The sequence below is a fragment of the Enterobacter cloacae complex sp. 2024EL-00711 genome (assembly GCF_047529885.1).
GTDB classification, from domain to species: domain Bacteria; phylum Pseudomonadota; class Gammaproteobacteria; order Enterobacterales; family Enterobacteriaceae; genus Enterobacter; species Enterobacter ludwigii.
The window spans coordinates 1-20,824 of sequence record NZ_JBLIZC010000005.1 but is presented as its reverse complement, the minus strand read 5'-3'; the positions used below and the strand labels follow the sequence as shown (position 1 = coordinate 20,824).

The 20,824-nt window shown below is 56.0% G+C and carries 13 protein-coding genes; 12 read left to right on the top strand and 1 reads right to left on the bottom strand.

Annotated features, from left to right (window positions below):
• Positions 1-5: 5 nt before the first annotated feature.
• From ptsP to recD, 11 genes are all read left to right on the top strand, one after another.
• The gene (gene ptsP / locus ACMVME_RS14760; RefSeq protein ID WP_014171450.1) at positions 6-2,252 is read left to right on the top strand and encodes a phosphoenolpyruvate--protein phosphotransferase; all 2,247 of its coding nucleotides are present in this window, start codon (positions 6-8) and stop codon (positions 2,250-2,252) included.
• 213 nt (positions 2,253-2,465) lie between these two features.
• Entirely contained in the window at positions 2,466-3,341 is an 876-nt protein-coding gene (gene lgt, locus ACMVME_RS14755; protein WP_251858939.1) for a prolipoprotein diacylglyceryl transferase, read from the top strand.
• Between the two features lie 6 nt (positions 3,342-3,347).
• Positions 3,348-4,142, top strand: a complete 795-nt coding sequence (gene thyA, locus ACMVME_RS14750) for a thymidylate synthase (RefSeq protein WP_251858941.1) — start codon at positions 3,348-3,350, stop codon at positions 4,140-4,142.
• Between the two features lie 184 nt (positions 4,143-4,326).
• On the top strand, positions 4,327-4,791 hold the full coding sequence (locus ACMVME_RS14745; RefSeq protein WP_063925556.1) for a prepilin peptidase-dependent protein: 465 nt from the start codon (positions 4,327-4,329) through the stop codon (positions 4,789-4,791).
• Positions 4,782-5,342, top strand: a complete 561-nt coding sequence (locus tag ACMVME_RS14740) for a prepilin peptidase-dependent protein (protein ID WP_025203343.1) — start codon at positions 4,782-4,784, stop codon at positions 5,340-5,342. The genes ACMVME_RS14745 and ACMVME_RS14740 overlap by 10 nt, the downstream gene beginning before the upstream one ends.
• Positions 5,339-5,740 carry a DUF2509 family protein gene (locus ACMVME_RS14735; protein WP_032678889.1) on the top strand — a complete coding sequence of 134 codons (402 nt, stop codon included), beginning with the start codon at positions 5,339-5,341 and terminating at the stop codon, positions 5,738-5,740. The genes ACMVME_RS14740 and ACMVME_RS14735 overlap by 4 nt, the downstream gene beginning before the upstream one ends.
• Complete coding sequence (locus tag ACMVME_RS14730) at positions 5,725-6,048, top strand: prepilin-type N-terminal cleavage/methylation domain-containing protein (RefSeq protein WP_014171443.1); 324 nt, start codon at positions 5,725-5,727, stop codon at positions 6,046-6,048. Before ACMVME_RS14735 ends, ACMVME_RS14730 begins: the two co-directional genes overlap by 16 nt.
• A gap of 12 nt (positions 6,049-6,060) precedes the next feature.
• Complete coding sequence (recC, locus tag ACMVME_RS14725) at positions 6,061-9,435, top strand: exodeoxyribonuclease V subunit gamma (protein ID WP_251858942.1); 3,375 nt, start codon at positions 6,061-6,063, stop codon at positions 9,433-9,435.
• Between the two features lie 139 nt (positions 9,436-9,574).
• Entirely contained in the window at positions 9,575-12,457 is a 2,883-nt protein-coding gene (ptrA, locus tag ACMVME_RS14720) for a pitrilysin (protein WP_068794977.1), read from the top strand.
• Positions 12,454-15,996 (top strand): exodeoxyribonuclease V subunit beta, encoded by a 3,543-nt coding sequence (gene recB, locus ACMVME_RS14715; protein ID WP_068794976.1) that lies wholly within the window; start codon positions 12,454-12,456, stop codon positions 15,994-15,996. Before ptrA ends, recB begins: the two co-directional genes overlap by 4 nt.
• The gene (recD, locus tag ACMVME_RS14710; protein ID WP_068794975.1) at positions 15,993-17,813 is read left to right on the top strand and encodes an exodeoxyribonuclease V subunit alpha; all 1,821 of its coding nucleotides are present in this window, start codon (positions 15,993-15,995) and stop codon (positions 17,811-17,813) included. Before recB ends, recD begins: the two co-directional genes overlap by 4 nt.
• Before the next feature lie 34 nt (positions 17,814-17,847).
• Here recD and argA read toward each other — a convergent pair whose 3' ends face one another.
• Complete coding sequence (gene argA, locus ACMVME_RS14705) at positions 17,848-19,179, bottom strand: amino-acid N-acetyltransferase (protein ID WP_020883786.1); 1,332 nt, start codon at positions 19,177-19,179, stop codon at positions 17,848-17,850.
• A gap of 227 nt (positions 19,180-19,406) precedes the next feature.
• Here argA and amiC point away from each other — a divergent pair, with 227 nt between their 5' ends.
• A complete protein-coding gene (gene amiC, locus ACMVME_RS14700) occupies positions 19,407-20,660 on the top strand; it encodes an N-acetylmuramoyl-L-alanine amidase AmiC (RefSeq protein ID WP_020883787.1) in 1,254 nt (417 codons plus the stop codon).
• The last annotated feature ends 164 nt before the right edge of the window (positions 20,661-20,824 follow it).

Here is a 20,824-nt window from a genome sequence, read left to right as displayed (position 1 = left end):
AAATCATGCTCACCCGCTTGCGAGAAATAGTCGAGAAGGTGGCCAGTGCGCCGCGTCTGAATGAGGCGCTGAACATTCTGGTTACCGACATCTGTCTTGCGATGGAGACCGAAGTCTGTTCGGTGTATCTGGCCGACCACGATCGGCGTTGCTATTACCTGATGGCGACCCGTGGTTTGAAAAAGCCACGTGGACGCACCGTAACGCTCGCGTTTGATGAAGGTATCGTTGGTCTGGTTGGGCGACTCGCCGAACCTATCAACCTTGCCGACGCGCAAAAACACCCCAGCTTTAAATATATCCCCTCCGTAAAAGAAGATCGTTTCCGCGCCTTCCTGGGCGTGCCGATTATTCAGCGCCGTCAGCTGCTTGGTGTGCTGGTGGTACAGCAGCGTGAGTTGCGTCAGTACGATGAAAGCGAAGAGTCTTTCCTCGTCACGCTGGCCACGCAGATGGCCGCGATCCTCTCCCAGTCCCAGTTGACGGCACTGTTTGGTCAGTATCGCCATACGCGTATTCGCGCGCTTCCGGCGTCGCCGGGCGTCGCTATCGCCGAAGGCTGGATGGACGCCACCCTGCCGTTGATGGAGCAGGTGTACGAAGCCTCAACGCTTGATGAAGCGCTTGAGCGTGAGCGTCTCACCGCCGCGCTGGAAGAGGCGTCGAATGAGTTTCGTCGCTACAGCAAGCGCTTTGCCGCTGGGGCGCAAAAAGAGACGGCGGCCATTTTTGACCTTTACTCGCACCTTCTCTCCGATGCACGTCTGCGCCGCGAGCTTTTTGACGAAGTCGACAAAGGTGCGGTTGCGGAGTGGGCGGTTAAAAAGGTCATCGAAAAATTTGCCGAGCAGTTTGCGGCACTGACCGACGGTTACCTGAAAGAGCGGGCCGGTGATTTACGCGCCCTGGGGCAGCGTTTACTGTTCCATCTTGATGACACTATTCAGGGCGCGAATGCCTGGCCAAAACGTTTTGTGCTGGTTGCCGATGAACTCTCCGCGACAACGCTGGCTGAACTGCCTCATGACCGCCTGGCGGGCGTAGTGGTACGCGATGGCGCGGCGAACTCGCACGCGGCCATTATGGTGCGTGCGCTGGGAATTCCCACCGTTATGGGGGCGGATATCCAGCCATCGGTGCTGCACCGACGCACCCTGGTGGTCGACGGTTATCGCGGTGAGCTGTTGGTTGATCCTGAGCCGGTTCTGCTTCAGGAATACCAGCGCCTTATCAGCGAAGAGAATGAATTAAGCAAGCTGGCAGAGGATGACGTTAATCTGCCCGCGCAGCTCAAAAGCGGCGAGCGAATCAAAGTCATGCTCAACGCAGGTTTAAGCCCCGAGCATGAAGAGAAGCTCGGCAGCCGCATCGACGGTATCGGCTTATACCGCACCGAAATCCCGTTCATGCTGCAAAGTGGCTTTCCCTCTGAAGAGGAGCAGGTCGCGCAGTATCAGGGCATGCTGCAGATGTTTAACGACAAACCGGTCACCCTGCGCACCCTTGATGTCGGGGCAGATAAACAGCTGCCGTACATGCCGATCAGTGAGGAAAACCCGTGCCTGGGCTGGCGTGGGATACGCATTACGCTCGATCAGCCTGAGATCTTCCTGATCCAGGTGCGTGCCATGCTGCGCGCGAATGCGGCGACGGGTAACCTCAGCATTTTACTGCCGATGGTCACCAGCATTGATGAGATTGACGAGGCGCGGCGTCTGATTGAGCGTGCCGGTCGTGAAGTCGAAGAGATGATTGGCTATGCGATCCCCAAACCACGAATTGGGGTGATGCTTGAAGTGCCGTCAATGGTCTTTATGCTGCCGCAGCTGGCTAACCGTGTCGACTTTATCTCGGTCGGTACCAATGACCTGACGCAGTATATTCTGGCCGTCGACCGTAACAACACGCGTGTTGCCAGCATCTATGACAGCCTGCACCCTGCGATGATCCGGGCGTTAGCGATGATCGCGCGAGAAGCCGAACAGCACGATATTGATTTGCGCCTGTGTGGTGAAATGGCCGGAGATTCGATGTGCGTTGCAATCCTGATTGGGCTGGGGTACCGCCACCTCTCCATGAACGGCCGTGCGGTTGCCCGCGTGAAGTACCTGCTGCGGCATATCGATATTGAGGATGCCCGCGAGCTGGCTGAACGCAGTCTTGAAGCGCAGCTGGCCGCCGAAGTGCGTCATCAGGTGGCTGCTTTCATGGAGCGACGCGGTATGGGCGGCCTGATTCGCGGCGGTCGCTAATACGTACTTTTCCCCTCACTCCGTCCTCGTCCTTTGTTACAGGGCGGCGGTGAGGATATAACACACTCCTCTATACACATCTTTTACATCTCTGGCGCATCCTCCGCGTCCGCCTTATGCTATGATTCGCAACTTTGGAGCCTCTGCTAACAGCAGAATCGCATTTCTACCGCTGTCCACTTTCAGCGGAATAACAACATCTTGTGGTGACAGATGAACAGTGGTTATCTGCATTTTCCGGAATTTGATCCGGTCATTTTCTCAATAGGACCTGTTTCGCTTCACTGGTACGGTCTGATGTACCTGGTCGGCTTCATTTTTGCCATGTGGCTTGCTGGCCGTCGCGCCAGTCGTCCCGGCAGTGGCTGGACCAAAAACGAAGTCGAGAACCTGCTGTATGCAGGCTTCCTTGGCGTGTTCCTGGGCGGCCGTATTGGGTATGTTCTGTTCTATAACCTCCCGGTATTCCTGAACGATCCACTCTACCTGTTCCGCGTCTGGGATGGCGGCATGTCCTTCCACGGCGGGCTGATTGGTGTGATCCTGGTGATGGTGATTTTTGCCAAACGCACCAAGCGCAACTTCTTCCAGGTGTCAGATTTTATCGCGCCACTGATCCCGTTTGGTCTGGGAGCAGGACGTCTGGGCAACTTTATCAATGGTGAGCTCTGGGGACGTGTCGACCCGAGTGTCTCCTTTACCATGCTGTTCCCGGGTTCGCGTGCAGAGGACATGGCGCTGCTACCGTCTCATCCTGAGTGGCAATCCCTGTTCGATACTTACGGTGTTCTGCCGCGCCATATGTCTCAGCTTTACGAGCTGGCGCTGGAAGGCGTGGTGCTGTTTATCATCCTGAATCTCTTTATCCGTAAACCGCGTCCGATGGGGTCTGTCTCCGGTCTGTTCCTGATTGGCTACGGTGCATTCCGTATCATCGTCGAGTTCTTCCGCCAGCCGGATGCACAGTTCACCGGCGAATGGGTACAGTACATCAGCATGGGGCAGATCCTCTCCATTCCGATGATTGTCGCGGGTGTCATTATGATGATTTGGGCGTATCGTCGTCGTCCAAAGCAACAACTTTCCTGAGGAACCATGAAACAGTATCTTGAACTGATGAAAAAAGTGCTCAATGAGGGCACGCCGAAAAATGACCGTACCGGTACCGGCACGCTCTCCATTTTTGGCCACCAGATGCGCTTCAATCTGCAGGAAGGTTTTCCGCTGGTGACGACAAAGCGCTGCCACCTGCGCTCGATCATTCATGAACTGCTCTGGTTCCTGCAAGGCGATACCAACGTTGCGTATCTGCATGAAAACAACGTCTCTATCTGGGACGAATGGGCAGATGAAAACGGCAACCTGGGCCCGGTGTACGGTAAGCAGTGGCGCGCATGGCCTACGCCGGATGGCCGCCATATTGACCAGATCACCACCGTGATGAACCAGCTGAAAAACGATCCGGACTCGCGCCGTATTATCGTTTCCGCCTGGAACGTCGGCGAGCTGGATAAAATGGCTCTGGCACCGTGCCATGCGTTCTTCCAGTTCTATGTGGCAGACGGCAAGCTCTCCTGTCAGCTCTATCAGCGCTCCTGCGACGTGTTCCTCGGCCTGCCGTTCAACATTGCCAGCTATGCGCTGTTAGTGCATATGATGGCGCAGCAGTGCGATCTGGACGTGGGCGATTTTGTCTGGACCGGTGGGGATACCCACCTCTACAGCAACCATATGGAGCAGACGCATCTCCAGCTGACTCGCGAACCGCGCGCCTTGCCTAAGCTGATTATCAAACGCAAACCGGAATCCATTTTTGATTACCGCTTTGACGATTTTGAGATTGAGGGTTATGACCCTCATCCAGGCATCAAAGCGCCCGTCGCTATCTGAGGCCGTCAATCGTGACATAACCGGTGCTGTTTAGCGCCGGTTTTTTTTCGCCTTCTTCTCGCTTTCCAACGCGTTATCCAGAACGTATGCAACGCACTGCAACCGTTTAACTTTCCTTGATAAGGGCTCGTAAAACGGTCATCCGTAGCTCGTCAATTCCAGGCCATTTCGCCACACTCCCGGCATGAAAAAAGAGAACGGTTTTACGCTTATCGAAACCCTGGTGGCTATCTCGCTGGTGGTCATTCTCAGCGCCTCCGGGCTATACGGTTGGGACAACTGGCAACGGCAGCAACGGCTCTGGCAAACCGCCGGGCAGGTGCGCGATTACCTGGCATTTCTGCGCAATGACGCAAACCGGCACAACCGTGACCACCAGGTCACATTGCGGCGCGACAGGGGCGTCACCTGTCTGATGAGCGCATTCGTGCAGGGCTGTGATAAGGGCAGTCCGTTTGTATTTATTTCCCTGTGGCCGGAGGTCACGGTAAGTGAAATAACGCCGTTATTTGGCTTCTATGGACTCAGGGATACGGCATGGGCAGGGCGAATACGCCTGCAAAGTCGTGCAGGAGAATGGCTCGTCATTGTCTCGAATGGAGGGCGAATCAGGATGTGCAATGTCACAGGAGAAGGTTCATGTCCCTAAACCAGCAGGGTTTCTCACTGATGGAAGTTCTGATTGCCACGGCGATCAGCAGTCTTTTACTGATAAGCGCCTCGCGCTTTTTACCGGGCTTGCAGCGGGCTGTTTTACAGCAGTCCGGTCAGCGGGAGCTTGAGGAGGAGGTGTGGCAACGCCTTTTTTCCCTCGGCAAACAGCTTCAGCGTGCGGGGTATTGCGCCGGAAACTGTGCGGGGCAGGGACTGACGATCGGCAGGCAAGGTCGCTGTGTCATTGTACGGTGGGATGCAAACAGTAACGGTAACTGGGATAGCTCGTCTTCGGAAAACGACAGCACAGGTTTTCGTCTGGAATCAGGTGCACTGGAGACCCTGCATGGGGCGACCTCGTGTGAGGGTAAAGGATGGGAGAAACTCACTGACCCCAACAGGCTTCTCATCCAGCACTTTGTGGTGAGTCAAGTTGAGCATGCGGGGTTTGCCCCCCAGCTGAATATTGAAATGACCGCCCTTCGTCAGGGCGAGCAGGGGGCCCCCTGTCAGGCTTTTTATGGCGTCACGGGGTACAACCTGTGAACCGGCAGCGTGGGATGTCCTCGCTGGCGCTGGTGTTACTTTTACTGGTGTTGGGCACGCTGATCCTCACCGGCCTCAATCAGCAGCTGGCCACGTTTAGCGCACTGGTGGGCGGTGAGAGCCGCTCGGTTCAACAGCAGGCATCCGTGCAGTCAGCGCTTGAATGGGGACGCGTTCAGAGCTGGTTGTCTGAGCCTGAGATCCAGTGCAAAAAGGTATCGGCATGGCGAGTTTGCCTGCGGCTACTGAATGAAGCGCGTGTGCTGCTTATCGCCGGGAGTGATGACCTGCAGCTATGGCGCAGAGGCGAAATCATCGATGGTAAGATCCATTTCTCGCCACACGGCTGGAGTGATTTTTGTCCGCTTAAGGAGAGTGCGTTATGCCAGCTGCCGTGAGCAGAGAAAAAGGCTTTAGCATGGTTGAGGTATTACTGGCGATGATGCTGCTGGTGATGATTGTCACGGCACTGTCGGGTTATCAGCGGGCACTGGCGACGCGGTTCTCCATGTTTAATCAGTATCGTCAGCTCTGGCACCATGCCTGGAATCAGTCTCAGCTTTCAACAATTGCTCTCCCGGCAGGCTGGCAGGTCAGTCGGGGGCAGACAACACTCTCTGGATGTGTCAGCATCACGGTTACACTTATTTCTCCTCTGGGGCGGCGCGGCGAGATGACGCGTCTGCATTGCCCGGTTAGCCAGTAGTCGGGAGCGTCTATGTTAAGGGTCTACCACTCAAATCGTCTGGATGTGCTGGAAGCGCTGATGGAATTTATCGTTGAGCGCGAGCGGCTTGACGATCCTTTTGAGCCAGAAATGGTGCTGGTGCAGAGCACCGGTATGGCGCAGTGGCTGCAGATGTCGCTTTCGCGTAAATTCGGCATTGCCGCAAATATCGATTTCCCGCTGCCCGCGAGTTTTATCTGGGAGATGTTTGTCCGCGTGTTGCCGGACATCCCGGAACAGAGTGCCTTCAACAAGCAAAGCATGAGCTGGAAGCTGATGGCATTGTTGCCGGACATGCTGCAGCATGATGAATTCGTCATGCTACGCCACTACCTCAATGACGACACCGATAAACGCAAGCTGTTCCAGCTGGCATCGCGCACCGCCGATCTCTATGACCAGTATCTGGTGTATCGCCCGGAATGGCTGACTCGCTGGGAAGCGGGCGAGCGGGTCGACGGGTTACCGGAGGCGCAAGTCTGGCAGGCACCGCTCTGGAAAGCGCTGGTGGAACACACTGAGAAACTCGGCCAGCCGAAGTGGCACCGTGCAAACCTCTACCAGCGGTTTATCTCCATACTGGAAAACAGCGCTGAGCGACCAGCCCGGCTGCCCTCTCGCGTGTTTATCTGCGGCATCTCGGCGCTGCCACCGGTGTATTTGCAGGCGCTGAGTGCGCTGGGTAAACACATCGACATACATATCCTCTTTACCAATCCGTGTCGCCAGTACTGGGGCGACATTCAGGATGAACGCTGGCTTTCGCGGCTGGTGTCTCGTCAGAGACGACGCCTGTTTGAAGAGCGTACCGTGCCACTGTTTAAAGACAGCGCGTCTGCCGCACAGCTATTTGATGAGCACGGCATTCAAAATCTGCCGAACCCGCTGCTTGCCTCCTGGGGAAAGCTGGGCCGTGACTACATTCACATGCTCTCAGACATCACGTCGTCAGGCGAAGGGGATGTGGATGCCTTCGTCGAGATCGCTCCGGATAGCCTGCTGCATAATATCCAGCTCGACATTCTGGATCTCGAAAACCGCGCCGTCATGGGCGTTACGGCGAAAGAATTTGAACGCAGCGACAGTAAGCGCAAGCTGGACGGCGACGATCGCAGCGTCACGATCCACGTTTGCCACAGCCCGCAGCGCGAGGTTGAAGTCCTTCACGATCAACTGCTGGCGATGCTGCAGGACGATCCTGAGCTGACGCCACGTGACATTGTGGTGATGGTGGCGGATATCGACAGTTACAGTCCTTTTATTCAGGCTGTTTTTGGGAGTGCGACAGGTGAACGCTACCTGCCGTACGCCATTTCTGACCGACGGGCCCGCCAGTCTCATCCGGCCTTGCAGGCCTTTATTACTTTGCTTTCATTACCGGATAGCCGGTTTATCTCCGAAGATGTCCTGGCATTACTGGATGTCCCAGTCCTGGCCGCACGTTTCTATATCAATGAAGAGGGGCTGCGCTACCTTCGCCAGTGGGTTAACGAGTCCGGCGTACGCTGGGGCATTGATGATGACAACGTTCAGGCGTTCGAGCTTCCTCCTACCGGCCAGCACACCTGGCGGTTTGGCCTGACGCGTATGCTGCTGGGCTATGCGATGGAAAGCAGCCAGGGCGAGTGGAATGAAGTCCTGCCCTACGATGAGTCCAGCGGGTTGATCGCTGAGCTGGTCGGTCATTTAGCTTCCCTGCTGATGCAACTTAACCGCTGGCGGCTCGAGTTGATGCAGCCGCGTCCACTGGATGCGTGGCTCCCGGTATGCAGGGCGTTGCTCAATGATTTCTTCCTGCCGGACAGTGATACCGAAGCCGCTATGGCGCTCATTGAAACGCAGTGGCAGGCAATCGTCGAAGAGGGCGTGAGTTCCCACTATAACGAGGCTATCCCGTTGTCATTGCTGCGCGATGAGCTGACGCAACGGCTCGATCAGGAGCGAATTAGCCAGCGTTTCCTGGCAGGCCCAATCAATATTTGCACCCTGATGCCAATGCGTTCTATCCCGTTCAAAGTGGTGTGCCTGCTCGGAATGAATGACGGTATTTATCCACGCGCCCTGGCGCCGCTGGGTTTTGATCTGATGAGTGCGAATCCAAAGCGGGGCGATCGTAGCCGTCGTGACGATGACCGCTATCTCTTCCTTGAGGCGCTCATTTCGGCTCAACGTCAGCTGTATATCAGCTATATCGGCCGCTCTATCCAGGACAACAGCGAGCGCTTTCCTTCTGTTCTGGTGCAGGAACTGGTGGATTATATCGGGCAGAGCCACTATCTGGCGGGGGATGAAGCCCGTAACTGTGATGAAAGTGCGCAGCGAGTGAAAGCGCATATCACCCGCTTCCATAGCCGCATGCCGTTTGACCCGGTGAACTACGTGGTCAGCGATCATCAGAGCTATGCCCACGAATGGCTGCCTGCGGCGAAAAAAGAGGGGAGAGCGCATACCGATTTCATTCAGGAGCTTGATCCTCGCCCGATAGACACCCTGACCTTTGAACAGCTTCAGCGGTTTTGGGGGCATCCGGTACGCGCTTTCTTCCAGCAACGGTTGCAGGTCAATTTCCGTTCTGAAGAGAGTGAAATTCCTGATGCAGAGCCGTTTACGCTGGAAGGGCTGGAGCGGTATCAGTTAAACCTGCAGCTGCTGAACGCGCTGGTTGAAGAGGAAGATGCCGACAAGCTTTACCGCCGCTACCGTGCTGCGGGGCAGTTACCCTACGGGGCGTTCGGAGAAATTGTCTGGGAGGCGCAGCGCCAGGAGATGGAATCTCTGGCAGAACGCGTGAGGGAATGCCGGCAACCCGGAACCAGTCTTGAAATCGATCTCAACTGCCAGGGTGTGCAGCTCACGGGCTGGCTAACTCAGGTACAGCCGGATGGGCTCCTGCGCTGGCGTCCTTCCATGCTTAGCGTTTCACAAGGTTTGCAACTCTGGCTCGAACATCTTGTCTACAGTGCTGGCGGCCATAAAGGCGAAAGCCGTATTTTTGTCCGCAAAGAGGGCGAATGGCGCTTTCCGCCGATGGACGCAGAGCAGGCGTTACGTTATTTATCCTTGTACGTTGAAGGCTATCTGCGGGGAATGAATAAACCGCTCCTGCTACTGCCCGAGAGCGGTGGCGCCTGGATAAAAGCTTGTTATGACGCACAGAATGATGCCATGTTAACGGATGACGCTTCACTGCAGAAAGCACGGAGTAAATTCATGCAGGCGTATGAAGGTAACATGATGGTGCGCGGCGAAGGTGAGGATGTCTGGTATCAACGTTTATGGCGAACGCTTGAGCCTGAATACTTCGAGGCTATCACGGAAGAAGCACAACGCTACCTGTTACCGTTGTTCAAATTTAATCAGTCCTGAGCGCTGTATAAAAATTGCGCAGCATGGGGTGTTCATTTATGATGCACTTCTTATCACGGACTGATGTACCCAAAGAAAGAGATGTTGGTGAGTCCAGCACGCAGTTTGTTAATGATGTAGCCGTGATAAAGAGGTCGTAATGCCAGGCAGCACCTTGTTCAAAGCGTTTGTTTTGTTTGTCGCCCTTTGGGCACCTTTCACTCAGGCAGGCTCCGGTTGGCAACCCATTCAGGAAACTATCCGTAAGAGCGAAAAAGATACCCGTCAGTATCAGGCTATTCGCCTTGATAACGGGATGACTGTGCTGCTGGTTTCCGATCCGCAGGCGGTAAAATCCCTGTCGGCACTGGTGGTGCCGGTTGGGTCGCTGGAAGATCCGGAAGCCCACCCTGGGCTTGCACACTATCTGGAACATATGACGCTTATGGGTTCCAAAAAATACCCACAGCCAGATAGCCTGTCCGAATTTCTCAAAATGCATGGCGGCAGCCACAACGCCAGCACGGCGCCGTACCGTACAGCCTTCTATCTCGAAGTAGAGAATGATGCGCTGGGAGGTGCAGTGGATCGTCTGGCGGATTCTATCGCGGCTCCCCTGCTGGATAAAAAATACGCTGACCGCGAACGCAATGCCGTTAATGCTGAACTGACCCTTGCCCGTACGCGAGACGGGATGCGCATGGCGCAGGTGAGTGCAGAAACCATTAACCCGGCGCACCCCGGATCGCGTTTTTCCGGTGGTAACCTGGAGACGCTGAGCGATAAACCGAACAGCCCGGTGCTGGATGCCCTGCATGCCTTTCGCGATAAATACTACTCCGCCAATCTGATGAAAGCGGTCATCTACAGCAACAAACCGTTGCCTGAGCTGGCAAGCATGGCGGCACAGACGTTTGGCCGGGTACCGAATAAAAATATCGACCTGCCGCAGATAAACGTTCCTGTGGTCACGGACGCGCAAAAAGGGATCGTTATCCACTACGTTCCTGCACTGCCGCGTAAAGTGTTACGCGTTGAGTTCCGCATTGATAACAATACGGCGCAGTTTCGCAGCAAAACCGATGAACTGGTCACCTACCTGATTGGCAACCGTAGCCCGGGTACACTTTCTGACTGGCTGCAAAAACAAGGGCTGGTGGAAGGTATTCGTGCCGACTCCGATCCGGTTGTGAACGGCAACAGCGGCGTGCTGGCGATCTCCGCCACCCTGACTGACAAAGGTCTGGCTCACCGTGATGACGTCGTGGCGGCTATCTTCAGCTACCTCTCTTTGCTGTGCGATAAAGGCGTCGATAAACGCTACTTTGATGAACTGGCGCACGTGCTGGATCTCGATTTCCGTTATCCGTCTATTACCCGCGACATGGATTACGTTGAGTGGCTGGCGGATACCATGATCCGTGTGCCGGTGGAACATACCCTCGACGCGGTCAATATTGCCGACCAGTATGACGCCGACGCGGTAAAAGCCCGCCTGGCGATGATGACGCCGCAGAATGCCCGCGTCTGGTATATCAGCCCGAACGAACCGCATAACAAAATGGCCTATTTTGTCGATGCCCCTTACCAGGTGGATAAAATCAGTGACCAGACCTTCGCCGACTGGCAGAAAAAGGCCGGTGAGATCGCGCTTAAATTGCCGGAGCTGAACCCCTACATTCCGGATGATTTCTCGCTGATTAAAACCACGAAAGCCTATCCGCACCCGGAACTTATCGTTGATGAGCCGACGCTGCGCGTGGTGTATACTCCAAGCCGCTATTTCGCGAGTGAACCGAAAGCCGATGTGAGCGTGGTTCTGCGTAACCCAAAAGCAATGAACAGCGCTAAAAATCAGGTGATGTTTGCGCTCAATGACTACCTTGCCGGTATCGCACTCGATCAGCTTAGCAATCAGGCGGCCGTCGGCGGGATAAGCTTCTCGACCAACGCCAATAACGGTCTGATGGTCAATGCCAACGGCTACACCCAGCGTCTTCCGCAGCTGTTCCAGGCGTTACTGGAAGGTTATTTCAGCTATACCCCGACGGAAGAGCAACTTGAGCAGGCCAAATCCTGGTATGCGCAGATGATGGATTCTGCCGAGAAAGGTAAAGCGTATGACCTGGCGCTCATGCCGACGCAAATGCTTTCGCAAATTCCCTATTTCCAGCGCGAAGATCGCCGGGCGCTACTGCCCTCTATCACCTTAAAAGATGTGCTGGCGTATCGTGATGCGCTGAAAACGAACACGCGTCCGGAGTTCCTTATCGTCGGGAATATGAGTGACGTACAGGCCAAAACACTGGCAGAAAATGTCCGTACGCAGCTTGGTTCGAAAGGCGACGAGTGGTGCCGCAACCAGGACGTACTGGTTGAGAAAAAACAGAATGTGATTTTTGAAAAGGCGGGTAACAGCACGGATTCTGCCCTGGCCGCTGTGTTTGTACCCACGGGTTATGATGAATTCACCAGTACCGCGCAGAGTGCGGTGCTGGGGCAGATTATTCAGCCGTGGTTCTACAACCAACTGCGTACAGAAGAGCAGCTTGGTTACGCGGTCTTTGCCTTCTCCATGAACGTAGGTCGCCAGTGGGGGCTGGGCTTCCTGCTGCAAAGCAGTGATAAACAGCCTGCTTATCTCTGGCAGCGTTATCAGGCATTCTTCCCACAGGCGGAAACGAAGCTGCGGGCGATGAAGCCGGAGGAGTTTGCTCAGATTCAGCAGGCCGTCATCGCGCAGGTGATGCAGCCGCCGCAGACGCTGGGTGAAGAAGCATCACAACTGAGCAAAGATTTTGATCGCGGTAATCTGAAATTTGATTCGCGTGATAAAGTAGTGGCCGAGATAAAACAGCTGACGCCGCAGAAGGTTGCTGATTTCTTCCACCAGGCGGTGGTTAAACCGCAGGGAATGGCGATTCTGTCGCAGGTTTCCGGTAGTCAGAACGGGAAAACGGACTACGTTAACCCGAAAGGCTGGACGATCTGGAAGAGCGTCAGCGCGCTGCAGCAATCTATGCCCTGGAGTAAGAAAGAATGACCGATACCGCTGAGCCCCTTAATCCCTTACGTTTACCTCTACAGGGTGAACGATTGATTGAAGCCTCAGCGGGAACGGGAAAAACCTTCACCATTGCCGCGCTCTATCTGCGTCTTCTGTTAGGGCTTGGTGGTAACGCCGCTTTTCCACGTCCGTTAAGCGTGGAAGAGCTGCTGGTGGTCACCTTCACCGAGGCCGCTACCGCTGAGCTGCGCGGTCGTATTCGTGCCAATATTCATGAGCTGCGCATCGCCTGCCTGCGCCAGACCACGGATAACCCTCTCTACGCCAGCCTTCTTGAAGAGATTGCAGATAAGCAACAGGCCGCCCAGTGGCTGCTGTTGGCGGAACGGCAGATGGACGAAGCGTCCGTTTTCACCATTCATGGTTTTTGTCAGCGCATGCTGAGCCTGAATGCGTTTGAATCCGGAATGCTGTTCGAACAGCAGCTCATTGAAGATGAATCTGTGCTTCGCTATCAGGCCTGTGCGGATTTCTGGCGTCGCCACTGTTACCCTTTATCGCGCGATATCGCTGAAGCGGTCCATGCGTTGTGGAAAGGTCCCGAAGAGCTTCTTCGCGCTATCGAACGTTATCTTCAGGGCGAAGCGCCGGTTATCAAATCTCCGCCGCCTGCAGACGAAACGCTGGCTTCACGTCATGAAAAGATTGTCGGAAAAATTGCTGCGCTCAAGCAAAAATGGAATGCGTCCGTCGGTGAGATTGAGGCGATCATCGAAAACTCCGGGATCGACAGACGTAAATTTAACCGCGGCAACCAGGGTAAATGGATCGAGAAGATCAGCGCCTGGGCGCAGGAAGAGACGCGCGGTTATCAGCTTCCGGACGCACTGGAGAAATTCTCGCAGCGTTTTTTGATTGAGCGGACTAAAGCCGACGGCATTGTGCCTGAGCATCCCCTGTTTGTTGCGATTGAATCGCTGCTCGCTGAGCCACTCACGCTCAATGACCTGATGATCACCCGCGCCATGACGGAAATTCGCGAAGCCGTATCACGTGAGAAACGTCGCCGTGGCGAACTGGGTTTTGACGATATGCTGAGCCGCCTTGATGCGGCGCTGTGCAGTGAAAACGGCGAAGCCCTTGCCTGCGCGATCCGTACCCGCTTCCCGGTAGCGATGATTGACGAATTTCAGGATACGGACCCTCAGCAGTACCGTATTTTCCGCCGCATCTGGCGACAACAGCCCGACACCGCGCTGTTGTTAATCGGCGATCCGAAACAGGCCATTTACGCCTTCCGCGGTGCGGATATTTTCACCTACATGAAGGCCCGCAGTGAGGTAGAGGCGCACTATACGCTGGATACCAACTGGCGCTCTTCCCCGGGCATGGTGCAAAGCGTCAATGCGCTGTTTAGCCGCATGGATATGGCGTTTATGTTCCGTGAGATCCCCTTTCAGCCGGTAAAGTTTGCCGCAAAAAACCGCTCGCTGCGTTTCGAATTCAACGGGGTGACGCAGCCCGCCATGAACTTCTGGCTGCTGGACGGTGAAGGCTGTGGCGTCGCGGACTATCAAAATGCCATGGCCCAGCATTGTGCCGCGCAGATCCGTGACTGGCTCAGCGCTGGTGCGCGTGGCGAGGCGCTGTTGTGGAAGGAAAATGAGTCAGCCCCCGTGAAGGCGTCTGATATCACGGTGCTGGTGCGCAGTCGTCAGGAGGCGTCGCTGATCCGCGATGCGCTTACCCTGCTGAACATCCCGTCCGTGTACCTCTCAAACCGTGATAGCGTTTTTGAAACCCTGGAAGCACAGGAGATGCTGTGGCTGCTTCAGGCCGTGCTGTCCCCGGAGCGCGAAAGTACGCTTCGCAGCGCACTAGCCAGCGCAATGCTCGGTCTGAACGCCCGTGACATTGATGCACTCAATAATGACGAAGCCGCATGGGATGCGGTCGTCGAAGAGTTCGTTCACTACCGTGAGCGATGGCAGAAGCGCGGTGTGATGGCGATGGTGCGCGAACTCATGGCGAAGCGACACCTTGCGGAGAATATGCTCGCGACAGCAGGCGGTGAACGCCGTCTGACCGACATTTTACATATCAGTGAGCTGTTGCAGGAGGCGGGCACGCAGCTTGAAAGCGAACATGCTCTGGTGCGCTGGCTGGCGCAACAGATTGCCGACCCAAACAGCAACGCCTCCAGCCAGCAGATGCGTCTTGAGAGTGATAAACATCTGGTACAGATCGTCACGATTCACAAGTCGAAAGGCCTGGAGTATCCGCTGGTCTGGCTGCCGTTTATCGCCAATTACCGCGTGCAGGATCAGGCCTTTTACCACGATCGCGAGTCGTTCGACGCAGTGCTCGATCTCAGTAAAGCGGAGTCCAGCGTTGAGCTGGCCGAGGCCGAACGTCTGGCGGAAGATTTACGCCTGCTCTACGTGGCATTGACCCGTTCGGTCTGGCACTGCAGCCTGGGCGTGGCGCCGCTATTCCGCCGTCGTGGCGACAAGTCGGGGGAGAGCGATTTCCACCTGAGCGCGCTGGGGCGACTCATTCAGCTCGGCGAGCCCAAAGATGCTGCCGGATTGCGCCAGTGCATCGAGTCGCTGTGCGGCGAGCATGTTGCCCTGCACATTCCGTCGCCACCCGATAACAGCCGCTGGCAGATGCCGGACTGGCGGGAATCTGAACTGGAAGCCCGGCAGATTCTGCGCACCATTGCCGACGACTGGCGCGTTACCAGCTACTCCGGGTTACAGCAGCACGGGCAGAGCATTGCGCAGGACCTGATGCCAAAGCTGGATATTGATGCCGCCGGAGCCGGTAGCGTACCGGTTGAGCCTGCGCTTACGCCGCATCAATTTCCACGCGGCGCGTCACCGGGAACCTTTTTGCATAGCCTGTTTGAAGAGCTGGATTTTACCCAGCCTGTCTCTGACGAATGGGTCCTGAAGATGTTACAGAGTGGGGGCTATGATGCACAATGGCAGCCGGTCCTCACCGAGTGGATCCGCGCTATTCTGCACGCCCCGCTCACGGCAGAGGGCCTCTCTCTCAGCCAGTTGACCGCCAAAGATAAACAGGTGGAGATGGAGTTTTACCTTCCCATCGCCAGCCCGCTGCGGGCTGACGCGCTTGATGCGGTGATCCGCGAGTATGACCCGTTGTCTGCCGGTTGCCCGCCGCTGAACTTCCGCCAGGTGCAGGGGATGTTAAAAGGCTTTATCGACCTGGTTTTCCGTCACGAAGGGCGCTACTACCTGCTGGATTACAAATCAAACTGGCTGGGTGAGAACAGCGAAGCCTACACCCAGCAGGCGATGGCATCCGCCATGCAAATGCATCGCTACGATCTGCAGTACCAGCTCTATACTCTCGCGCTGCATCGTTATCTGCGCCATCGCATTGCTGACTACCGTTACGAAGAGCACTTTGGTGGGGTGATTTACCTTTTCCTGCGCGGTGTGGATGCGGCTGACCCGCGTTCAGGCATCTTTAGCACACGCCCGCATGCGGCACTGATTGAGAAAATGGATAACTTATTTGCAGCAAACACGGAGGAAGTGGCATGACGATGCAGGAATTGTTGCTGGAAGCGGTAGAACAGCGACTACTGCGCCACCTGGACGTACAGTTCGCCATGATGGTGTCCGGTGATGAGCCTGCCGTGATGCTCGCCGCTGCCATCCTGAGTAAAGACGCAGGGGAAGGGCACGTTTGCCTGCCGCTTTCGCGTCTGGTGATGGATGAGAAAATGCCCGCGGCCCTGCAGTCCTGTTTTGCTCTGCTGGGAGAATCCGTGGACTGGCCGACGGTGTTGCACCGTTCGCCTGCCGTCAGCGCAGCCGATAGCCAGACACCCATGATCCTGACGGACGATCGTTTGTATCTCAACCGACTGTGGCGTAATGAACTGGCGGTCGCGCGTTTTTTCAGCGAGACCAATGCGCCTCTTCCCTGCGATGAAGCCCAACTGCGGCAAACGCTGGATACCTTGTTTACCTCTGTTGAGGCGACAGACTGGCAGAAAGTGGCGGCGGCCGTGGCCTTAACACGGCGGATCTCCGTCATCTCTGGCGGCCCGGGAACCGGTAAAACCACCACCGTGGCCAAACTGCTTGCCGCCCTGATTCAGTTATCAGGTGAGCAAAAGTGCCGTATTCGTCTGGCGGCCCCTACCGGCAAAGCGGCGGCGCGCCTGACCGAGTCGTTAGGTGGTGCGCTGCAGAAGTTGCCACTCACCGGGGAGCAGCTTGCCCTTTTCCCAAACGAAGCCAGCACGCTGCACCGGCTGCTGGGTGCTCAGCCGGGAAGCCAGCGTCTGCGTTATCATGCCGGTAACCCGTTGCACCTGGATGTGCTGGTGGTGGATGAGGCGTCAATGATCGACCTGACGATGATGGCGCGGTTGATTGATGCTCTGCCAGCGCACGCCCGCGTCATTTTCCTGGGCGATCGCGACCAGCTTGCCTCGGTGGAAGCCGGGGCGGTGCTGGGAGATATCTGCACTTATGCAAGCCTGGGATATACCGCTGAACGCGCTGAGGAGCTGTCCCGTCTGACCGGCTGTTCGCTCGCCAGTGAAAACCATTCCCTGGCGGGGGCGCTGCGCGACAGCCTGTGCCTGCTGCAAAAAAGCTACCGTTTCGGCAGCGACTCGGGCATCGGTCAGCTGGCTTCGGCTGTGAACAGAGGCGACCGGCACACGACCTGTGCGGTATTTGACGGTCAATTCACCGATATCGAGAAAAAATCGCTGCAAACCGGGGAAGAGTATCAGGCGATGCTTGATGACGCCCTGCAGGGGTATCAGCATTTCCTGACGGGTGTACAACAGCAATGCACGCCCGCACAGGCGCTCGCCGCCTTTGGCGAGTATCAGCTACTGTGCGCACTGAGGGAAGGGCCATTTGGCGTAAGCGGTCTGAACGACAGGTTCGAACAGCTGCTGGGCCAGAAACGCAAAATCCACCGCACCCCGCACTCGCGCTGGTATGAGGGACGCCCGGTGATGATCGCCCGCAACGATAGCGCGCTGGGGTTGTTTAACGGGGATATCGGGATTGCCCTCGATCGTGGACTGGGGCTGCGCGTCTGGTTCCAGATGCCGGATGGAAGCGTGAAGTCCGTTCAGCCCAGCCGCCTGCCTGAACATGAAACGGCCTGGGCAATGACGGTGCATAAGTCTCAGGGCTCCGAGTTCAACCATGCGGCGCTGATCCTGCCGACACAGCTTTCGCCCGTCATTACCCGCGAACTGATTTATACCGCCATTACGCGCGCGCGTCAGCGCCTGTCGCTGTATGCCGATGAACGTGTGCTGCTACAGGCGATTGCCACCCGCACGGAACGTCGAAGCGGCCTGAGCGCGATATTTGAATCCCTTTAAGCGAAAGCCCCCACCGGGTGGTAAGGGCTTCGTATTATCCCAGATCGGCCATCAGCACTTTTGACCGGCGCTGATAGTTGTACATCTCTTTCTTACTCTCTGGCAGTGATTCAATGTCCACCGGTGTAAATCCGCGCTCCTGGAACCAGTGAATGCTGCGTGTAGTCAACACGAACAGCTTGTTCAGCCCCATCTGACGCGCCTGAGCCGCCACGCGCTCAAGCAGCATTTCACCCCGTGAAGAGCTCCGGTAGTCAGGATGCACCGCCACGCAGGCCATTTCTCCGATCTGCTCTTCCGGGAACGGGTAGAGAGCGGCGCAGGCAATGGTCAGGTTATCGCGCTGAATAATGGTGAATTTGTCGATCTCCATCTCCAGCTGTTCGCGGGAGCGCCGAACCAGAATGCCCTGCTGTTCCAGTGGGCGAATCAGCTCCAGAATTCCGCCGATATCATTGATGGTGGCGCGACGGATTTGCTCCGCGCTCTCCATCACTATCTGGGTGCCGATACCATCGCGGGAGAACAGTTCCTGCAGCAGGGCACCGTCTTCCTGATAGCTGATCAGGTGGCTACGGCGTACGCCGCTGCGACAGGCCTTCACAGCACCGCGCAAAAAACGCACGGTACCCGAGTGGTAATCCCCTTCGGCTTCCAGCGCTTCCACGCGAGCCTGGGCCTCATTCGGGAAGAGCTCTGGCACAATCACCCCTTCATCATTCACGACGCCCTGGGAAGAGCAAAACCCAATCATTTTTTCCGCCTTCAGCTTGATGGCCAACTGAGTGGCAATCTCTTCTGAGGTGAGGTTAAAGCTTTCACCGGTTACGGACACTGCCACAGGCCCCATCAGCACGATGGCACCGCTGTCCAGCTGGCGGTGAATGGCCTCTTCATCGATACGACGAATACGTCCGCTATGGCAATAGTCTACGCCATCGTCCACGCCGAGAGGCTGAGCGATGATAAAATTGCCGCTCACAACGTTGATGTGCGCGCCCTGTAGCGGTGTGTTGTTAAGGCTCATCGACAGGCGAGCGGTGATATCCAGCTGCAGCAGACCCGCCGCCTGTTTCACCAGCTCAAGGGTTTTCGCATCCGTGACGCGGGTATGTTTATGGTAAATCGGCTCGTGGTGATGCGCGGCCAGGTTGGCATCAATCTGCGGGCGCGCGCCATACACCACAACCAGGCGGATCCCGAGGCTGTGCAGCAGGCCAATGTCATTGACGATGCTGGAAAAGTTTTCATGCTCAATGGCTTCGCCGCCGAGCATGATGACAAACGTTTTTCCCCGATGGGCGTTGATATAGGGAACAGAATGGCGGAATCCCTGGACCAGTTCGGTTCTACGTTCCTTCACCATGACACAACCCTTAATGAATGTTTATTCGTAATTTCCGTATTTTTATTCGATTGTGGCCGTGTGTGCAAGCCTAAATTTTCTGCGACCCACAGAAATTGATAAGTAATCCGTGCGTTAGCGTATGAATGTTTACCCTTTTATAGATGACAGTTTATGCGTCATTCGTTAAAGTTTTCGGTCAATTTAGCGATTTTGTAAATCAATCACTTTTCTTGCTCGGGAGAAGCATGTCGGGATCCAATTCAGCAATAAGCCGTCGCCGGTTGTTAAAAGGGGCAGGGGCGATGTGGTTGCTTAGCGTCAGCCAGGTGGGTCTTGCCGCCACCAGTCAGGTGGTGGCGGTGCGCGTCTGGCCGTCGTCGACCTATACACGCGTTACGGTAGAATCCAATCGGGTGCTGAAATATAAGCAATTTGCTCTCAGCAATCCTGAACGTGTGGTGGTGGATCTCGAAGGTGTTAACCTCAACTCTGTGCTTAAGGGAATGGCGGCGCAGATCCGCGGCGACGATCCGTTTATCAAATCGGCGCGAGTGGGTCAGTTTGATCCGCAAACCGTGCGCATGGTGTTTGAGCTGAAGCAAAACGTTAAACCGCAGCTGTTTGCCCTGGCGCCTGTTGCGACGTTCAAAGAGCGTCTGGTCATGGATCTCTATCCGGCGAATGCGACGGATATTCAGGATCCGCTGCTGGCATTACTGGAAGACTACAACCAGGGCAACCTGGAGAAGCAGGTGCCACCGGCCCAGAGCGGTCCGCAGCCCGGAAAAGCAGGGCGCGATCGCCCGATTGTGATCATGCTTGATCCTGGTCATGGCGGCGAAGACTCGGGCGCAGTGGGGAAATATCGTACCCGGGAAAAAGATGTGGTGCTGCAAATCGCCCGCCGGCTGAAGGCGCTGATTGATAAAGAAGGCAATATGCGCGCCTATATGACGCGAAACGAAGATGTCTTTATTCCACTGAAAGTCCGCGTGGCGAAAGCCCAGAAGCAGCGTGCAGACTTGTTCGTCTCGATCCATGCCGATGCGTTTACCAGCCGCCAGCCGAGCGGTTCGTCGGTGTTTGCGCTCTCGACTAAAGGGGCAACCAGCACCGCCGCAAGATTTCTGGCTGACTCTCAGAACGCCTCCGACCTGATTGGCGGCGTGAGCAAAAGTGGCGACCGCTATGTCGACCACACCATGTTTGATATGGTGCAGTCGTTGACCATCACCGACAGCCTGAAATTTGGTAAAGCGGTGCTGGGCAAGCTAGGCAATGTTAATAAGCTGCACAAAAACAGCGTTGAACAGGCCGGGTTCGCGGTGCTGAAGGCCCCGGATATTCCGTCGATTCTGGTCGAGACCGCGTTTATCAGTAACGTGGAAGAAGAGCGTAAGCTCAGGACGGCAAAATTCCAGCAGGAAGTGGCAGAGTCGATTCTGGCAGGGATCCGGGCGTATTTCTCAGATGGGGCGACGCTGGCAAGGCTTGGGTAGTTGAGTGCGCCGGGTAAACGCCCGGCAGTTTCACACACCGCAGATACAAAAAAACACCCTGAAGGGTGTTTATTGTTTTTAGAAGTGTTGGTTGCGGGGGCCGGATTTGAACCGACGACCTTCGGGTTATGAGCCCGACGAGCTACCAGGCTGCTCCACCCCGC

Excerpts from the sequence above, each read along its gene's own strand:
- ptrA (WP_068794977.1), top strand. The coding sequence starts at position 9,575 with ATGCCAGGCAGCACCTTGTTCAAAGCGTTTGTTTTGTTTGTCGCCCTT.
- ACMVME_RS14740 (WP_025203343.1), top strand. The coding sequence starts at position 4,782 with ATGTCCCTAAACCAGCAGGGTTTCTCACTGATGGAAGTTCTGATTGCC.
- lgt (WP_251858939.1), top strand. The coding sequence starts at position 2,466 with ATGAACAGTGGTTATCTGCATTTTCCGGAATTTGATCCGGTCATTTTC.
- ACMVME_RS14745 (WP_063925556.1), top strand. The coding sequence starts at position 4,327 with ATGAAAAAAGAGAACGGTTTTACGCTTATCGAAACCCTGGTGGCTATC.
- recC (WP_251858942.1), top strand. The coding sequence starts at position 6,061 with ATGTTAAGGGTCTACCACTCAAATCGTCTGGATGTGCTGGAAGCGCTG.
- recB (WP_068794976.1), top strand. The coding sequence starts at position 12,454 with ATGACCGATACCGCTGAGCCCCTTAATCCCTTACGTTTACCTCTACAG.
- ACMVME_RS14730 (WP_014171443.1), top strand. The coding sequence starts at position 5,725 with ATGCCAGCTGCCGTGAGCAGAGAAAAAGGCTTTAGCATGGTTGAGGTA.
- argA (WP_020883786.1), bottom strand. The coding sequence starts at position 19,179 with ATGGTGAAGGAACGTAGAACCGAACTGGTCCAGGGATTCCGCCATTCT.
- recD (WP_068794975.1), top strand. The coding sequence starts at position 15,993 with ATGACGATGCAGGAATTGTTGCTGGAAGCGGTAGAACAGCGACTACTG.
- thyA (WP_251858941.1), top strand. The coding sequence starts at position 3,348 with ATGAAACAGTATCTTGAACTGATGAAAAAAGTGCTCAATGAGGGCACG.
- amiC (WP_020883787.1), top strand. The coding sequence starts at position 19,407 with ATGTCGGGATCCAATTCAGCAATAAGCCGTCGCCGGTTGTTAAAAGGG.
- ptsP (WP_014171450.1), top strand. The coding sequence starts at position 6 with ATGCTCACCCGCTTGCGAGAAATAGTCGAGAAGGTGGCCAGTGCGCCG.